Source organism: Streptomyces malaysiense (assembly GCF_000980885.2).
Classification (GTDB): Bacteria; Actinomycetota; Actinomycetes; order Streptomycetales; family Streptomycetaceae; genus Streptomyces; species Streptomyces malaysiense.
The window spans coordinates 204,900-221,336 of the sequence record NZ_LBDA02000012.1 but is presented as its reverse complement, the minus strand read 5'-3'; the positions used below and the strand labels follow the sequence as shown (position 1 = coordinate 221,336).

General features: G+C 73.3%; 12 protein-coding genes and 3 pseudogenes. 12 read left to right on the top strand and 3 right to left on the bottom strand.

Annotated features, from left to right (window positions below; translation table 11 throughout):
- Nucleotides 1-230: 230 nt before the first annotated feature.
- A complete protein-coding gene (locus tag VT52_RS06870; RefSeq protein ID WP_046420238.1) occupies nucleotides 231-1,496 on the bottom strand; it encodes an FAD-dependent oxidoreductase in 1,266 nt (421 codons plus the stop codon).
- 137 nt (nucleotides 1,497-1,633) lie between these two features.
- Between VT52_RS06870 and VT52_RS06865 the strand changes: the two genes are divergently transcribed.
- The 5 genes from VT52_RS06865 to VT52_RS06840 all read left to right on the top strand — a co-directional run bounded on the left by VT52_RS06865 (nucleotide 1,634) and on the right by VT52_RS06840 (nucleotide 8,411).
- Nucleotides 1,634-2,308, top strand: a complete 675-nt coding sequence (locus VT52_RS06865) for a TetR/AcrR family transcriptional regulator (RefSeq protein ID WP_206306454.1) — start codon at nucleotides 1,634-1,636, stop codon at nucleotides 2,306-2,308.
- A gap of 158 nt (nucleotides 2,309-2,466) precedes the next feature.
- On the top strand, nucleotides 2,467-3,720 hold the full coding sequence (locus tag VT52_RS06860) for a PP2C family protein-serine/threonine phosphatase (RefSeq protein ID WP_046420239.1): 1,254 nt from the start codon (nucleotides 2,467-2,469) through the stop codon (nucleotides 3,718-3,720).
- A 19-nt stretch (nucleotides 3,721-3,739) separates the two neighbouring features.
- Nucleotides 3,740-4,096, top strand: a complete 357-nt coding sequence (locus tag VT52_RS39535; RefSeq protein WP_053055483.1) for a TetR/AcrR family transcriptional regulator — start codon at nucleotides 3,740-3,742, stop codon at nucleotides 4,094-4,096.
- Between the two features lie 871 nt (nucleotides 4,097-4,967).
- Entirely contained in the window at nucleotides 4,968-6,830 is a 1,863-nt protein-coding gene (locus tag VT52_RS06845; RefSeq protein WP_046420328.1) for an ABC transporter ATP-binding protein, read from the top strand.
- Between the two features lie 102 nt (nucleotides 6,831-6,932).
- Nucleotides 6,933-8,411 (top strand): NUDIX domain-containing protein, encoded by a 1,479-nt coding sequence (locus VT52_RS06840; RefSeq protein WP_046420243.1) that lies wholly within the window; start codon nucleotides 6,933-6,935, stop codon nucleotides 8,409-8,411.
- 229 nt (nucleotides 8,412-8,640) lie between these two features.
- On the opposite strand, the gene VT52_RS06835 is transcribed toward VT52_RS06840, so the two are convergent.
- Nucleotides 8,641-9,228 (bottom strand): GNAT family N-acetyltransferase, encoded by a 588-nt coding sequence (locus VT52_RS06835; RefSeq protein ID WP_046420246.1) that lies wholly within the window; start codon nucleotides 9,226-9,228, stop codon nucleotides 8,641-8,643.
- 138 nt (nucleotides 9,229-9,366) lie between these two features.
- Here VT52_RS06835 and VT52_RS06830 point away from each other — a divergent pair.
- The 5 genes and pseudogenes from VT52_RS06830 (at nucleotide 9,367) to VT52_RS38420 (ending at nucleotide 14,364) form a co-directional block, all read left to right on the top strand.
- Nucleotides 9,367-9,826 (top strand): annotated as a pseudogene (locus VT52_RS06830) (pyridoxamine 5'-phosphate oxidase family protein).
- Between the two features lie 246 nt (nucleotides 9,827-10,072).
- Nucleotides 10,073-10,426 (top strand): hypothetical protein, encoded by a 354-nt coding sequence (locus VT52_RS06825; RefSeq protein WP_206306449.1) that lies wholly within the window; start codon nucleotides 10,073-10,075, stop codon nucleotides 10,424-10,426.
- Nucleotides 10,389-11,069, top strand: a pseudogene (locus VT52_RS39660) (AMP-binding protein); the annotation flags it as partial. The gene VT52_RS06825 and the pseudogene VT52_RS39660, both read left to right, overlap by 38 nt.
- A gap of 3 nt (nucleotides 11,070-11,072) precedes the next feature.
- Nucleotides 11,073-13,672, top strand: a pseudogene (locus VT52_RS35335) (type I polyketide synthase); the annotation flags it as partial.
- Nucleotides 13,606-14,364, top strand: coding sequence for a thioesterase domain-containing protein (locus tag VT52_RS38420; protein ID WP_240509662.1), 759 nt, complete (start codon nucleotides 13,606-13,608; stop codon nucleotides 14,362-14,364). The pseudogene VT52_RS35335 and the gene VT52_RS38420, both read left to right, overlap by 67 nt.
- Here VT52_RS38420 and VT52_RS06810 read toward each other — a convergent pair.
- Nucleotides 14,315-15,298 carry a quinone oxidoreductase family protein gene (locus VT52_RS06810; RefSeq protein WP_046420248.1) on the bottom strand — a complete coding sequence of 328 codons (984 nt, stop codon included), beginning with the start codon at nucleotides 15,296-15,298 and terminating at the stop codon, nucleotides 14,315-14,317. The two genes, VT52_RS38420 and VT52_RS06810, sit on opposite strands and share 50 nt — an antisense overlap.
- A 100-nt stretch (nucleotides 15,299-15,398) precedes the next feature.
- Here VT52_RS06810 and VT52_RS06805 point away from each other — a divergent pair, with 100 nt between their 5' ends.
- Both VT52_RS06805 and VT52_RS06800 read left to right on the top strand, forming a co-directional pair.
- On the top strand, nucleotides 15,399-15,740 hold the full coding sequence (locus tag VT52_RS06805; RefSeq protein ID WP_046420250.1) for an ArsR/SmtB family transcription factor: 342 nt from the start codon (nucleotides 15,399-15,401) through the stop codon (nucleotides 15,738-15,740).
- Nucleotides 15,741-15,878: 138 nt separating this feature from the next.
- On the top strand, nucleotides 15,879-16,349 hold the full coding sequence (locus VT52_RS06800) for a flavodoxin family protein (RefSeq protein ID WP_046420252.1): 471 nt from the start codon (nucleotides 15,879-15,881) through the stop codon (nucleotides 16,347-16,349).
- The last annotated feature ends 88 nt before the right edge of the window (nucleotides 16,350-16,437 follow it).

Genomic DNA, 16,437 nt, shown 5'->3' with positions numbered 1-16,437 from the left:
GTCGGTGACCGCACGACGATCGACGGATCGAAGCGGTCAGCCGACAGTATGCCCGCTGCGGTCCGAATGGTCGCGGGCGGGGCGGCCGCGGGCCGACGGCGGCCATGAGCACACCGCCGTCCTCGGCGCAGGTGAACGGGGGTTCCGGCCCCCGCCGGACGCCGGGAAGGTCGAGCGCGGACCACCTCACCGGCAGGAGCGCGCCCGCGGGCCGGATCGGACGCGGCGGCTCAGGCCCCGGCCCGCTCCCCCCTCCTGCGGGCGCGCTCCTGCCGGTATGCCCGCGCCCGGGTGAGGTGGTCCCGGTGCTCCTGCTCGTGGTCCGGCGGCAGGTCCGGCTCGTCGGTGGTGGCGAAGAACCGCACCAGGGCGTCGTTGGAGCTCGCGGCCAGTCCGCCGGAGCGGACGAACATGTCCGACTCGTGCTGCGCGACCGCCTCGTGGAGGGTGACCGCCGCTTCGGGGCCGACCGCCCGGCTGACGGCGTGGGCGAGTTCCGCGCCGTCCAGCATCGCGAGGTTGGCCCCGTGACCGCCGAAGGGCGCCATCAGGTGGGCCGCGTCCCCGATCAGTGTGACGCCGGGGACGTGCTCCCAGGTGAGCGGCGCGGGCAGCGCCCGGAAGGAACGCGGGACGTAGTCGCCGTCGTTGCGGACGATCAACGCTCGCATGGCCGCCGACCAGTGGCCGAACTCCCGCACGAGGTGGGAGCGGACGCTCTCCCGGTCGGTGAGGTCCACGCCGGCCGCGACATGCCAGTCCGGTGCGGCACGGAAGGCGATGTAGCCGCGTACCACGCCGTCGCCGTTGCGCTGGAGGATCACCGCGCGGCCGTCGTCGTCCTTGGAGAACATGTGGCCGGCGCCGACGATCCCGGCGATCTCGGGATGGCGGGAGTCGGCCTCGTCGAACCGGGCGTCCAGGAAGCAGACCCCGAGGTGCCGTGGGGTGGCGTCGCTGACCAGGGGACGTACCTTCGACCACGCCCCGTCGGCGCCGATCACCAGGTCGGCCTCCACGGTGCTGCCGTCCGCGAACTCCAGGCGGTGTCCGCCGGTGCCGAGCGGGTGCACGCGGACCAGCCGGTGGCCCCAGCGGACGGTGCCGGGCCGCAGGTGGTCGAAGAGCATCCGGCGCAGCCGGCCGCGGTCGATCTCCGGCGCGGCCTCGTCGCCGGGGCCGGGGACGAACTCCGCCAGAACCGTGCCGTGCTCGTCACGGCGGGTCTTGGCCTGCCCCTGGGGCCGGGCCCATGACATGAAGGCGTCGAGCAGCCCGGCGTCCTCGAGGGCGATCTGGCCGGAGTCGGCGTGCAGATCGAGCGTGCCGCCGGGGTCGCGGGAGTCCACGGCGTCGTCGGCGTCGTACACCGTGACCTCGATGCCGTGTCCTTGCAGGACGCGGGCACAGGTCAGCCCGGCGGGCCCGCCGCCGATCACACAGATCCGGGGTGTGCTGCCGGGGCGTGCGCTGTTCGGGCGTGCGCTGTTCGTCATCGGGACCTTCCCCTCGGGTGGCGCGGGATCGCGAACGAGTCGCGACAGCACCCGTCTGAGTGCAACCGCTAAAAAAGCGTAACAGCTCAACTTTCTAACTCGCTTCACGATCGCGATAAGGTGGCCTGGTGACCGAGATGGGGCGCCGAGAGCGCAAGAAGGCAGCCACCCGCCAGGCCCTCGCCGACGCGGCGCTGCGACTGTTCTCCGAGCGGGGCTACGACGACGTCGGGGTGCGCGAGATCGCCGACGCGGCCGACGTCTCGGTGACGACACTGTTCAAGCACTTCCCCGACGGCAAGGAGGCGCTCGTCTTCGACCAGGACGCGGACCGTGAGGCGGCGCTGGTCGCGGCGGTGCGCGAACGCCCCGCCGGCCAGTCGGTCCCGCAGGCCCTGCACCGGCTCCTGCTCGGCGAACACTCCCGGCGGGTCCACGCCGACCCCCGGTTCGACGACTTCCTGCGCCTGATCGACACCACTCCGGCCCTGCGCGAGTACGCCCGCCGGATGTGGCTGCGGCACGAACACACCCTGGCCGCGGCGATCGCCGACGACGCCGGACTGCCCGCGGACGACCCGGGCTGCCGGGCCCTGGCCCACTTCGCCCTGGAGGCGCCCGTCCTGGTCCGCGGTTCCCGCGACCCCGGCATCGCCCTCGACCGGGTCTTCGACCTGCTCGGCAACGGCTGGACCGGCACCCGCGCCGACGCCGTGCCGGCGACCGCGGGACGCACCGGCGCACCCGGAAGGAGTGCGGGCGGCGAGGAGGAGGACGGGCGGACGGCAGGAACCACGGAACAGCGGCCCTGACACCTGCCCGGGGGCAGCGGCACCGGCCGGCGCCGTACGGCGTTCAACCGGTCGGCGCCCACGGCAGCCGGGCGGGCGCGGCAGGCCGGGCGGGCGCGGCAGGCGCGGCCTAGGTTGGGGTCAGGGCACCGGCTGCAGCGGGGACGAGGAGCGGCGAGATGGCGGCACAAGTGGATCACACGGCCCTGTTCGCCGCCGTCCCCACCCCGTGTCTGGTGCTGGACCCGGGCCTGGTGATCGTGGACGTCAACGCCGCCTACCTGGAAACCACCGGCCGCGCACGGGACGACCTGGTCGGCCGGCACATCTTCCAGGCGTTCCCGGACAACCCGGATGATCCGGAGGCCGACGGGGTGCGGAAGGTGAACGCCTCCCTGCACCGGGTGCTGGCCACCCGGAAGCCGGACACGATGCCGCTCCAGAAGTACGACATCCCCGTCCCGCACCGGCCCGGCATGTTCGAGGAACGCTGGTGGTTCCTGGTGAACACCCCCGTCCTCGGACCGGACGGGCAGGTGGCGTGGATCATCCACCGGGGCGAGGACGTCACCGCGTTCGTCAAGGCCCACCAGGCCACCCGCCCCGCAGGCGTCCGGGTGGACAAGAAGCTGGAGGCGGCCGAGTCGCTGGAGGCGGAACTGTATGCGCGGACGCGGGAACTCCAGCGGCTGAACGAGGAACTGCGGCGGGCCCACACCCGCGAGCGCGAGGTCGCCGTCACCTTGCAGGAGGCCATGCTGCACACCCCCGACCTGGCTCACCACTACCAGGACGTGGCGGTGCGCTACCAGCCGGCGGTCGGTTCGCTGAACGTGTGCGGCGACTGGTACGACGTGGTCGACATCCCCCCGGACCAGCTGGCGCTGGCCGTCGGCGACGTCATCGGCCACGGCCTGCGGGCCGCCGCGGTCATGGGCATGCTGCGCAGCGCACTGTCAGCGGCCGTTCGCGCCCTCGTGCGCCCCGCGCAGGCCCTGGAGGTGCTGGGCCTGTACGCCCGGTCGATCGAGGACGCGCTGGGCACGACCGCGGTCGAGGTCATCGTCGACCGGCGGAGCCGGCTGATCACCTACAGCAGCGCCGGACACCCGCCCCCGATCCTGGTGCACGCCGACGGCCGCACCGAGTTCCTGGACCAGGCGACGGACCCACCACTGGGCGCCCGGCCGCAGCATGTACCCCGCCCGCAGGCCAGCCTCCACTACAAGCAGGGCAACACGCTCGTGCTGTACACCGACGGACTCATCGAACGCCGCGACGAGGACATCGACACCGGCCTGAACCGCCTCACCGGCGTCCTGTCCGAGTGCAGCCGCCTCGGGCCCGAACAGATGGCCGACGCCATCCTGGCCCGCCTCGGCGTGGCCGGCGGCGGCAGCGACGACGTCGCCCTCGTCATCGTGCGGCTCTGAGGCGCATCCACCCGGGCGATTGACAGTCGACGGACAGGACGACGCGTCGACGACGGCGATCGCGCAGGGCGCCGGAATTTCGCAGGGCTACCTGTTCCGCCTGTTCCCCAGCGAGCGGGCCCTGTTCCTGGCGGCGGCCGAGCGCGCCTTCCGCGAGACCGAGGCCGCCCTGCGCCGTCGCGCGGACGGCTCCCCCACGTTCCCCGAACTGCGGCGGCGACACGAGAACCCGGTGTCGGGCGGTGATCCGCTGCGCCTGCAACTGCACGTCTGCTCGGGGGCGCTGGAGGACCCCGAGCGGAGGGGGCATCCGGTCGGACAGGGGGCGTTCCCAGGGCACTTCGGCCCCGCGGCGGACGCCGCGACCGCCCCGTGATCACGGTTCCCGTGCACGCGACACCCGGGAATCCGCCCGGTAACACCCCCGGCCCGACGGCGGTCTACGGCCTGGGCAGCTGAAGCGCGGCTCGCGCGGCGGCGTCTGGCTGACGCATCGGCAGCGGACTCGTCGATAGGGCGGGCAGGGCCGTCGCCCCCATCACGTGTTCGAGTTCACGCAATATGCTCGTCGCCGCGTCCCGCACTCGCGCAGGTACATCGCCACGCTCCGCGACAAGCTGGTGGTAGATCGGAGCGTCCTGGAACATGGGGTCCCTTCCCGTAGTGATCATGACTGGTACGGGCGCCGAGTCTAAGGGCTGTCCGCGGCGGGCCGCGTCCGACCGCGGAACAGTGACGCATCACATCGAGTCCGGGGCCGGGACCCGCGAGCCCATCCGGTGATCAGGCGGGGCCCGTGCGGCAGCCCGCGTGACGACCCTCGGCGTTTCGGCCACCGCGGAGTTCGACGACCGGCCCGCCCGGACAAGGGTCGGTGTATCCGGCACGAACGCGTATTCGCCTGGCACCGGGATTTCCACCACGTCCGAAAGACGTGTGTTCGAGACAGGGGCCCAGGTCGTTGATCCCGGTGCCCCGTCCGCGACTCCGGAGGCCGCCATGGACCGCCTGCCCCATCCTCGGACCGCCCTTCCGCCCGTGCCCGCCACGCCCGCCCCGCTCGCCGCCGGCTCCGTGCGGGCGGCGTGTCCGGATACGAGGTGGGCGGCATGAGCGGAACCACCGGTGAGCCGGCCGGCCTCGTGCCCGAACCGCGCACCGCCCCGACGGCGCAGTCCGCCGCGCCCCCCGACGGCACCGGGGAGCAGGACACCGCGCCGCCGCCGAGGTCCGGCGGCGAGCCGCGGATGCGGTACGTCGACCTGACCGGCAGTCGTGAAGCGGCCGGCCGTGCGATCCGGCTGCGTGACATGGCCCGGCGGCTGCCGCAGCTGGTGCGCCGCTCATTGGCCCTGGCCTGGCAGGTGGACCGGCCGGCGACCGTCGGCCTCCTGCTGTGCCAGGCCACCGCCGGTGTCATGCAGGCCCTCGGCCTGGTCGCCATCAGCGGCACCCTCACCGCGCTCCTCACCAGTGACGACGTCTACCACCGACTGCTTCAGGCATGGCCGTCCGTCGCCCTGCTGGCCGGTGCCGCCGGCATGCGCGCCCTGCTGGGCATCACCGTCAGCTGGCTGTCCTCCCGGCTGGGCCCGCTGATGTCGCGCGAGGCCGAGCAGCAACTGCTCCTCGGCTGCGCGGCGGTCGAGCTGTGCGCCTACGACGACCCCGAGTTCAACCGCGCTCGGGAGGCGGCCGACCGTGGAGCGCAGGTCACCGGGGACCTGATCGACGAGGGGCAGGACCTGATCGCCTCGGCGGCCTCGTTCGTCGCCGGAGCACTGGTGCTGGCCGGGGTGAACCGGCTGCTCCTGCCGCTCCTGATCGCCGCGAGCCTGCCGCAGGCCGTGGCCCAGATCAGTGCCGCGCGGGTGCGGTACCTGGCGAACCTGCGCAGCAACGGCGACCTGCGCATGCTGTCGGTGCTGCGCTGGCACATCTACAACAGGGACGCCGCCGACCAGATCCGCGCCGGCACCATGGCCCCGTTCCTGTCCGGCCGTTACCGGGAGACCGTCGCCCGGATCAACCGCGAGGACCGGAGCGCGGCCGACAAGGGCGCCCGTATGTCCCTCGTCGGAGCGTTGTGCGGTGGCCTGGGCTCGGCCGTCGTATGGGTGGCGGTCGTCCTGCTGCTGGCCGACGGGCGGATCAGCGTCGGCCACGCGGGGACGGCGGTCTTCGCACTCCAGATGGTCGGCCAGTCGGTCCGCGGCCTGGTGGCGATCGGCGCGCGGGCGGTGCGCACGGGCCTGTACATGGACGACTGGAGCGACTTCCTGGAGCGGGCGGGCGGTTTCCGGATGCGCCGGGGCCCGCGTCGCCCCGAAGCGCCGAGGACGATCGAGGTCAAGTCCGTCACCCACCGCTACGCGGGCAAGGAGCACGATGCCCTGTCCGACGTCTCGCTGACCTTGCGCCGCGGGGAGGTCACCGCCCTGGTCGGATTCAACGGATCGGGAAAGTCGACGCTCTCCAGGCTGATCAGCGGCCTGAACCTGCCCACCACCGGGGAGGTGCTGTGGGACGGGAAGCCCGTCGGGGAGGCCGACCCTCAGGCGCTGTGGCGGCAGGTGGCCCTGGTGCCCCAGGACTACGCGCACTGGCCGCTGACCGTGCGCGAGAACGTGAACCTGGGGCAGCCCACGGCGCGTGGTGACGCGGCGGTGCGGGAGGCGTGCGAGGCCGCCGGCGCCGACGAGGTGGTCGACCGGCTCGCCTCCGGTCTGGACACCCTGCTCGCGCGCGAGTGGCTCAACGGCGAGGAACTCAGCGGCGGCCAGTGGCAGCGCATCGCGCTGGCCAGGGCGTTCTTCCGGGAGGCCGGACAGCTGGTCCTCGATGAACCGACGGCGAACCTCGATCCCCGCGCCGAACACCGCATTTTCCAGCGTCTGCGAGGTCTGGCCCAAGATCGCGTGGTGCTGCTGGTGACGCACCGGATCACCAATGTGGCCGTGGCCGATCGGATCGTCGTCCTCGACGAGGGGCGGATCGTGCAGGAGGGCACCTACCAGGAACTGTCCCGGCAGACCGGCATGTTCCAGCAGTTGCTCTCCTACCAGGTCACCTCCGAGGCGGCCGGCGAACAGACCGGGACACGCTCGTGAGCCATGCCGGCGCCGCTTCCGGGCATACCGCCGCCCTGACCCGCGGCGACGGCCCTGACCGCCCTGCCCACCTCCCGCCGCGCGTTCCCCCGAGGTGATGACATGCCGCCCTCCCGCTCCCACATCCGCACGACCATCGAGGCCTACCTGGCCCGGCACCCGGACGAACGGGGCGCCCTGGCAGGGCTGCTGGCGCTGCTCGACGGTCCCGCCGAGCCGACGAGCCGCTCGGCGCTGCCCGGACACATCACATGCAGCGCGGCGGTCATCGACCGTGACCGGCATGTGCTGCACATCGGTCACGGACCGTCGAACACACTCGTCGCTCCGGGCGGCCGCGTCGGGGACGACAGGACTCTGCCGGCTGCCGCGCTGCGCGGGGTGTACGAGGAGACCGGGCTCCGACCCGGGGACCTGTGCATGACCCCGCTGTTCCTCGGCACGCCGGCCGATATCGCCGTCCACGGCTTCGAGACCGCCCCGGCCGAGGGCGAACCCGCCCACCAGCACTACGACTTCCGCTTCGCCTTCTACCTCACGGAGGACACGGCGCCACCGCTCGCGTTGCGGGACGCGGAAGCCGCCTGCGCGAAGTGGCAGGCCCTCACCGACGTCAGCTCACCGACGCTGCGCGCCAAGCTCCTGGACGCCGAGGCCCAGGGCCTCGACGGCCAGCCCGAGCCGGTCAACGCCTCCGCCCTGATCCACGACGGCTGCGGTCGCTACCTGCTTCACCTGCGGGACCAACGGGAGCACATCTGGGAGCCGTGGACCCTCGCCCTCCTGGGCGGCGGCCGCGAGCCCGGCGACTCCTGTCTGGAGGAGACCCTGCGACGCGAACTCGCCGAGGAGACCCCGGGGCTGGAACCGACCGGTCTGACGCCGTACACGGTGGACACGACGACCGGCGTCGACGGCCTCGTCGTGCCGACCCGGATCTACGAGGGCCGCTGGAGCGGCCACCCCGACTCCGTGGACCTGCGCGAAGGTGTCCTCCTTCAGTGGTTCACCGTCGACACGCTCGACCGGCTGCGGCTGAGCCCCAACCTGGACGAGATGATCCGGCGCCACGCCGCCGAACACCCCGCGCCGGACCGCCCGCAGGGCAGTGGCCCTCGCACACGTCATGGCGCACCGGCGGGGACCGAGCTCCACATCGTCGGCGTCCACCTCTACCTCCAGGACGAGCACGGCCGGATCCTGCTCGGGCTGCGGCACCCCGATGCGGCGTTCGCCGGCAACACATGGCACTTCCTGGCCGGGCACTGCGAGCGGGAGGCCGCGGTCAGCTGCCTGGTTCGGGAAGCCCAGGAGGAGGCCGGGCTGCTCATCGACCCGGCGGACGTCGAACTCGTCCACGTGGTCCACGTCCTCGGCCCGTCGACGGGGCGTCCGCGGATCCAGCTCGTCTTCCGTGCCCGGTCCTGGTCCGGCAGCCCCGAGGTCCTGGAGCCCGACCGGTGCGCGGAGTGGCGGTGGTGGGCGCCCGGGGCGCTCCCGCACGAGCTGGTCCCCTACGCGCGCACCGCGATCGAGGGCATTCTCGCGCATCGCGCCTACTCCGAACTGGGCTGGTCATGACGGCGGAGCGCGGCTCCGCGGCAGGAGGATCATGATGAACCACGGCCCGGAGCCCACCGCCCGATCCCGTCCGCACGCCCCCGCACCGGTCCACCCACCGCGGGTCCGGCCGGGCCGGGCACGTCACCTTGTCCGAGCCGCCGTCACGGGGAGCTGCCCCCGGTTGCGGAACGCGGCCCGGAGCAGCCGGTCGGCGACCGGGCCCGCGTCGATGCCGTGCCGATGCCGGTCAATCGCCCCCGGGGCCGCCGGCGGACGGCCTCAGGATTCCGGTGGCTCGAGCGGACGGCGTGACCGTGGACCGCATGCCGAGCCACTGCTCGGCGCCCCAGGCCTCGAACCGCTCCACCTCGGAGAACCCCAGCTTCGCCGCGAGGCGCATCGAACCGACGTTGGCGGACTGGGTGGTGAGCACCACCGGTTCGCCGGGAAGCGCGTCTTCGAGCCAGCCGAGTGCCGCCGCGCACGCCTCGGCGGCGTAGCCGCGTCCCCATGCCCGGGGCAGGAACAAATAGCCGAGGTCGGCCTTCCCCGCAGCGGCCGGGCGGCTGTGTCCCGTTGCCCGCCTGAGCAGGATCAGACCGATCATCGCACCGTCGAGATCGACCACAAAGCTTCCGGGCCGGCGCTCGGGCGCCTCGGGTATCTCGCGCTCCAGCTCGTCACGTGGGCGGGGCCCGCCGAGGTAGGTGTGCACCTCCGGTGAGGCGAGCAGTTCGATGAACGCCGTACGGTCCCGGCTCTCGGGCTCGCGGAGCATCAGCCTCTCGGTTCTGATCGGTTCGGGCGGCCATGCGACGGATCCCAGATCTTCCATCGGCGCACGCTAACAGGTGGTCGAACCAACTGCCCGGGAATCAGCCGGCCTTCGCGTGGCCGAGGGGTTCATCGGTCGCTGGGAGTAGGTCCCGCGCCTCAGGCGCGCTTCGCGTCCGCCTGGCTAGGGTCAACCCTCATGGAGGCCACAGGAATCGCTCGCCGTCAGACGGCGGAGCGTACGCGATGCTCTGGACCGGCTCGTCTCCGAGCGGGATGTGTGGGTGTCGACGGCTCACCCCGATCACGGCCCGCATCAGGTGCCACTGTGGTTCCTGTGGGACGGGCGAGCGGTGTGGATGTGCACCGGCGCCGCTTCCGTGACCGCGCGGAACGTCCGTGCGGAGCCGCGCGTACGCCTGTCGCTGCCGGACACCTTCGACGTGGTGCTCCTCCAGGGCGAGGCGGAGTGCTTCCCCGACGAGGCGGTGCCGGACGGTGCGGCGCGGGCGTTCACCGACAAGTTCGGGTGGGATCCACGCGCGGAGGAGGGGTCCTTCGTGTATGTACGCGTGGTCCCGAGGACCGTGCGCGCCTGGCGTGGCGAACCGGAGCTGCGCGGAAGGGTCGTCATGCGCGACGGAAGGTGGCTGCGATGACGGCGGATCACAACCGCATGCCCCTCGGCGTGAGTTCGGCCGACGGCGGGTTCCTGGTGACGGCGGGGTGAACCCGCGTCACCGCTCGGCGAGTTGCGGCAGCCGCGGACCGCACGGGATACGGCTCTTTCCGGCCGGAAGCGGCACTCCCGAATATGCAACCCATTCGAGGGACAAAGCGGCTATCTCGATGTTTTCGGGGCATCGCTGGCACTGACCGTATCGGCACCCGAAAGAGAGATCCCAGTGTCTGTTCGCTCCCTCACGGCGGCCCTCGGCGCCGCCTGCAGCGCCTTCGTCCTGCTGCTGGCCGTGCCTGGTTCAGCCTCCGCGGCAACCGGCCAGTTCCGCTACTCGTACACCACCGAGGAGGGTTACGAGGCCGTCGGCTTCCTGAACGACCCGGCCGGCGGCCGGTGCGTCAATCTGCGCGGACCCGGATCCGAGCCGGGATCGTTCAGCAGGGCCCCCAAGAACCGCACGGACGCCACCGCCATCGTCTTCCTCCGCCCCGACTGCGAGGGCGACGTCTACTACGCCCTGCCTCCCGGCGCGGGAGCGGGTGACCGCCTCCTCATGCGGTCCGTCGTCTTCTCCTGACCTCCCGGCCCCGACCGGGCCGGTCTGCCGGCCGGTTCGTCGGGGTGCGGGCGTCTTCCGCCCGCAGCGGTGGTCCCGGCGGGGCAACTCGGGCTCCTCCGGCGTACCCAAGGGTGTCCTGTCCACGCAGCGCAGCCGTCTCTCGCCGGTCGCGACGGGGCTCGTCGGCGTCCTCGGCCTGTCCGAACAGGACCGTGTGCTCTGGCCGTTGCCCCTCCATCATGCGATGAGCCAGATCGTGTGCCTCCTCGGAGTGACCGCCGTGGGGGCCAGCGCGGTGCTGCTGCCCCGGTTCTCGGTGGCGGGTGTGCTCGGTGAACTGCGCGGCGCGGAAACCTCGTTCACCTTGCTCGGCGGGGTCCCCACCACGTACCGCGCGCTGCTCGACGCGGTCCGGGACGAGCCGGACGGGGCCGGTCTCGGCGCCCCCGCGTTGCGCGGCTGCATCAGTGGTGGTGCCGCTGCGGGGCCCGGGTTCCGCGAGTCCTTCGAGGCGGTGTGCCGTGCCCCCTATCTGGAGCACTACGGCAGCACGGAGGCGGGCCCGGTCACCATGGCGGGTCCGGGCGGGGCGACGGCGGACGGGGCGTGCGGGCGGGTGCTGCCCGGGACGCGGGTCCGGGTCGGCGGGGGTGCCGACGGGCGGGACACCGGCGAGGGCGAACTGTGGGTCGACGGGCCCGGGATCATGGCCGGTTACCACGGCCGCCCCGAGGCCACCGCACAGGTGCTGCGCGAGGGCTGGTTCCGCACGGGCGACCTGGGCAGGATCGACAGCTCCGGTGAACTGGTGATCACCGGCCGGGCGAGTGATCTGATCATCCGGGGCGGGGTGAACATCCATCCCTCGGAGGTGGAGGCGGTGCTGCGGCGGCTGCCGGGGGTGGCGGACGCCGCCGTGGCCGGACGCCCGCACCCCGTCTTCGGCGAGGTGCCGGTCGGCTATCTGGTCGCCGAACCCGGTGGCGACGGGATGAGCAGGGGACGCGTCCTCGCCGGCTGCCGTGCCCGGCTGTCCGGTACCAAGGTGCCGGTCGAGTTGTTCGAGGTGGCGGAGATTCCCCGTACCGTCTCCGGGAAGATCCTGCGGCGGGACCTGGCCGGCCTGCCCGCGCGGGCATTGGTCTCGGAGGCGGCCGAGCCCGCCGAGGGGCGTCGCGCACCGTCGCAGGACCTGCCGGCCCTCGTACGGAGGGAGGTGGCGGGCGTACTCGGTTGCACGCCCCGGGAGGCGGAGCCGAGCACGGCGCTGCGGGACCTGGGGATGGACTCGCTGACGGCGACGGTCCTGCGGGAGCGGCTGTCAGCGGTGACCGGGCTGCCGCTCTCCGAGGCCGTCGCCTTCGGCTTCCCCACGGTCGCGGCGCTCGCCGCCCACCTCGGCGAACGCACCGCCGCCGGGCCGGCCGGCGCCATGCCCGTACAGCGGGACGCGGCCCGGCCGGACGGCGATCCCGTGGTGATCGTCGGGATGGCGTGCCGCTATCCCGGAGGGGTGGCCTCTCCGGAGGAACTGTGGCGGCTGGTCGCCGACGGGAGGGACGCCATCGGCCCCTTCCCCACCGACCGGGGCTGGGACACCCGGGAGTTGTACGACCCGGACCCCGGCCGGCCCGGACGGACGTACGTACGCGAGGGCGGCTTCCTGTCCGGAGTGGACCGGTTCGACCCCGGCTTCTTCGGCATCTCCCCCCGCGAGGCGCCGGCCATGGACCCGCAGCACCGGCTGCTGCTCGAAGTGGCGTGGGAGGCCTTCGAGTACGCCGGTCTGGTCCCCGCGAGTCTGCGCGGCTCGGCGACCGGGGTGTACGTCGGGCTGATGTACAGCGACTACGCCCGCCGGCTGGCCAGGACCCCCGAGCAGGTCGAGGGGTACCTCGGCCTCGGCAACGCCGGGAGCGTCGCCTCGGGCCGTATCGCGTACACCTTCGGTCTAAAGGGCCCGGCTCTCACCGTGGACACGGCGTGTTCCTCGTCCCTGGTGGCCCTGCACCTGGCGGCCCAGGCGATCGGCCGGGGTGAGTGCGCCTTCGCGTTGGCCGGGGGCGCCACGGTGATGTCGGGACCCTCGTCCTTCGTGGAGTTCAGCCGCCAGCGGGCGCTGGCACCGGACGGCCGCTGCAAGGCGTTCGGCGCGTCGGCCGACGGCACGGGGTGGGCCGAGGGTGCCGGAATGCTGCTGCTCAGCAGGTTGTCCGAGGCGCGCCGCGCCGGACTTCCGGTGCTGGCGGTGGTGCGCGGCTCGGCGGTGAACCAGGACGGCGCGAGCAACGGGCTGACCGCACCGCACGGACCGGCGCAGCAGCGGGTGATCCGACAGGCGCTGGCGGACGCGGGGCTGGCCCCCGGGGACATCGACGCGGTGGAGGCGCACGGCACCGGCACCCGGCTGGGGGACGTCATCGAGGCGGAGGCGTTCTTCGCGACGTACGGGCGCGGCACACGGCGGCGTCCGCTGCTGCTGGGCTCGGTGAAGTCGAACATCGGTCACACCCAGGCCGCCGCCGGAGTGGCCGGGGTGATCAAGATGGTGCAGGCGATGCGGCACGGCGTGCTGCCGCGCCGCTGCACGCGGAGGAGCCGACCCCCCGCGTCGACTGGTCCTCGGAGCAGATCGCGCTGCTGGCACGGGCGATGGAGTGGCCTGCGACGGACCGTCCGCGCCGGGTGGGGGTGTCGTCGTTCGGCATCAGCGGCACCAACGCCCATGTGGTGCTGGAAGAGCCGCCGGGTGGCGTGGCGGGAGAAGCGCACGAGGAGGACGCGTCGCCTGGCGTGCGGCCGGGGGAAGGTCCGGCACCCGCCGGACGGCCCGCGGTGGCCTTTCCACTGTCGGCCAGGAACGCACCCGCGCTGCGAGCCCAGGCACGACGGCTGTACGACCATGTGGTCGCCGCCCCCGACGCGTCCCTGGTGGACCTGGGGTATTCGCTCACGACCACGCGCGCGGCCTTCGAGCACCGGTCCGTGGTGGTGGCCCGGGGCCGTCTCGAACTGCTCGACTCCCTGGCGGCGTTGGCGGCGGGAGACGGCCGGTCCGCGGTGCGCGGGGGAACGTCCCGGGACCGCAGCCGGCCGGCCCTGCTGTTCACCGGCCAGGGCAGCCAGCGCGTCGGCATGGGCCGCGAGCTGTACGCGTCGCGGGATCTGCACCCGGCCTTCGCCCGCTCGCTGGACGAGTGCTGTGCCCTGCTCGATCCGCTGCTGCCGGCGCCCCTGCGGGACGTCATGTTCGCCGCGCCCGGTACGGGGAACGGCGAGTCGCTCGGCACGCGGTACGGCACCCGGGGTTCGAGACCGGGGAGCCCCTGCCCGCCACGCTGGACGCCCTGGTCACCGCCCAGGCCACGGCCGTTCGCGCGGCCGCCGCCGAAGGCCCCCTGGTGCTGCTGGGACGGTCGGCCGGAGGCTGGGTGGCCCACGCCGTGGCCGAGCGTCTGGAGTCCGAGGGCGCGGGCCCGGCCGCCGTGGTCCTGCTGGACACCTATCCCCCGGGCCACGGCGACCGGGAGCAGTCGCTCTCCGCGATGACGTCGGACATGCTGCGCCGGGCGGCGTCCTTCGCCTCCGCCGACCCCGCCCGGCTCACCGCGATGGCCGGGTACTTCGAGCTGTTCGACGGCTGGCGGCCCGCCCCGCTCGCCTGTCCCACCCTGTACGTGCGCGCCCAGGACTGCCTGCCCGGCGCCGAACCCGCCCCGGCCTGGAGTCTGCCGCACGCCGAAATCACCGTGCCCGGGGACCACTTCACCATGCTGGAGGAGCACGCGCGTACCACCGCGGCCGCCGTCCACCGGTGGCTGGAGGCCGTGGAGCGTGGCGGTCCCCCCGCTCCCCCCGCGCCCCGGGCAGCGGCCCTCGGCGGACGGCGGAACCGCGCGGCCCCGCTCACCCCACCCGGACCACGTACTTCCCGAGCCCCGCGCCCCTCGCCATGAGATCGTGCGCGGCCGCCGCTCCGTCGAGTCCGGGGACCTCGGTGACGGGCAGGCCGAGGCGGCCGTCGGCGAGCAGTTCCAGCACCCGGCCGATCGCCCGCGCGACCCTGTCCGGAGCGGCCGCCGCCAGGCCCCTGTGGCTGAAGCCGGTGAGGGTGAGGTTCCCGGCGAGCAGCCTGCCCGCCGGCGGGAGGGCGTCGACGGTGCCGCCGCCCGCGTTGCCGAAGAGCACGATCCGCCCGCCGGGCGCGGCGACATCGAGGTCGAATTCCAAGGCCTCGGTGCCCAGCGGATCGAGGACCAGGTCGACGCCCTTGCCGTCCGTGGCGTCGCGGACCGCCTCGCGCGATGCCGCGCCCCGGGGGAAGACGGCGTCGTAACCCGCCTTGAGCGCCTCCCGCGCCTTCTCGGGACGGCCCACCGTGCCGAGAAGGCGGCCGCCGCCCAGCGCGGGCACCAGCCGGGCGAGCGCACCGCCGACCCCGCCGGAGGCCGAGTGCACGAGCACGGTGTCCCCCGCGGTGAAGCGGCCCGCGTCGGTGAGCAGCAGCATGGCCGTGGCGAGCCCCAGAGGGGCGGCGGCGGCCTGGCGCAGGTCGACTCCGGGCGGGACCGGGACCGTGAGGGCCGCCTCGGCGACGGCCACCCGCGCCAGTCCCCCGCCCACGGGGGCGGCCACCACCGGGTCGCCGACGGCCAGGCCGGTGACCCCCGCACCGATCGCGCGGACCGTGCCCGCCACCTCCTTGCCGGGCAGGTACGGCCACTCCGGAACATAGCCCGGGTCTCCCCGACGGGCCATCACGTCCACGAAGTTGAGGCCCGCGTAGGCAACCGTCACGGCCACCTGACCCGCTCCCGGCCGCGGCTCCGCGATCTCCTGGATCTCCGAGTTCTCCGACCCGCCCGGTGCGGTCATGACCAGCGCGCGCATACCGGTACACCCCCTAGTACGATGTTCTACGAACGTCGAACGACGAACGACGAACATGACACCACACTTATTCGATGATTGTCGAACATGGAGTTCGCCCATGTCCCGCACCAGCCGCCGCCGAGCGGTCCTCGAACACCCCGCACCCGAGGAGATCGACCTGTTCGACGTGCTGCACGCGCTCTCCGACCCCACCCGGATGACCATCGTGCGCACGCTCAGCACCGAGCCCGAACGCGCCTGCGGCACCTTCCCCGTGGACGTCGCCCCCTCCACCCTCAGCCACCACTTCAAGGTGCTGCGCGAGGCCGGCCTCATCCATCAGCGCGAGGAGGCGAACCGGCGGCTCACCACGCTGCGCGCCGCCGAACTCGACGAGCGCTTCCCGGGCATGCTCACGGCCGTCCTCGGCGCGTACGAGCGCTCACCGGGGGCCCGGTAGGCCGGGCCCGGCACCGAGATCCGTGACCAGGGGCCCGCCGCCGTCCCCGTGGTGTGGTCACCGTCACGCTCGGCAGGTGTCACATCCGATGCCGTCGCGCCGGTCCTGGCCGCGAAAGCCGGAGAAAGGATCGTGAGGATGAAGACCGTCATCGTGTGCGCCTCCGTGTCGCACGGCAACACGCGCCGGGTCGCCGACAGCATGGCCCAGGTGCTGGGCGCGGAGGTCGTCCCCCCCGGGCGAGCCGACGTCGCGGAGCTGGTCGGCGCCGACCTCGTGGGATTCGGCTCGGGCGTCTTCCGCGGCAGGCTCCACCCCCGCCTGACCGACTTCGTCAGGGCACTTCCCGGCGGGCGGGGCCGGGCGTTCGTGTTCGCCACCAGCGGGCTCCCCGAGATCCCGCTGATGCCTTTCACCCGGCCCCTGGTCCGGCTCCTCGAAGACAAGGGCTTCGCCGTGGACGGGAGCTTCTCGTGCCGGGCCTTCGACACATGGACACCCTTCAGACTCGTCGGCGGCATCAACAAGCGGCGGCCCGACGCCGGTGACCTCGCTGCCGCGCGGGCGTTCGCCGCTCGACTGAGGGACGGGCGGGGGCCGTTGTCCTGACGAATGCCGTCCGAGAGGCGTACCACCGGCACCCGGTCGACGCCCGGCACCAGGTAGACCGCGCCGCCCGGCCGCGGCTTCGACCGCC

Excerpts from the sequence above, each read along its gene's own strand:
- VT52_RS06870 (WP_046420238.1), bottom strand. The coding sequence starts at position 1,496 with ATGACGAACAGCGCACGCCCGAACAGCGCACGCCCCGGCAGCACACCC.
- VT52_RS06865 (WP_206306454.1), top strand. The coding sequence starts at position 1,634 with ATGGGGCGCCGAGAGCGCAAGAAGGCAGCCACCCGCCAGGCCCTCGCC.
- VT52_RS06860 (WP_046420239.1), top strand. The coding sequence starts at position 2,467 with ATGGCGGCACAAGTGGATCACACGGCCCTGTTCGCCGCCGTCCCCACC.
- VT52_RS06845 (WP_046420328.1), top strand. The coding sequence starts at position 4,968 with ATGCGGTACGTCGACCTGACCGGCAGTCGTGAAGCGGCCGGCCGTGCG.
- VT52_RS06840 (WP_046420243.1), top strand. The coding sequence starts at position 6,933 with ATGCCGCCCTCCCGCTCCCACATCCGCACGACCATCGAGGCCTACCTG.
- VT52_RS06835 (WP_046420246.1), bottom strand. The coding sequence starts at position 9,228 with ATGGAAGATCTGGGATCCGTCGCATGGCCGCCCGAACCGATCAGAACC.
- VT52_RS06810 (WP_046420248.1), bottom strand. The coding sequence starts at position 15,298 with ATGCGCGCGCTGGTCATGACCGCACCGGGCGGGTCGGAGAACTCGGAG.
- VT52_RS06805 (WP_046420250.1), top strand. The coding sequence starts at position 15,399 with ATGTCCCGCACCAGCCGCCGCCGAGCGGTCCTCGAACACCCCGCACCC.
- VT52_RS06800 (WP_046420252.1), top strand. The coding sequence starts at position 15,879 with ATGAAGACCGTCATCGTGTGCGCCTCCGTGTCGCACGGCAACACGCGC.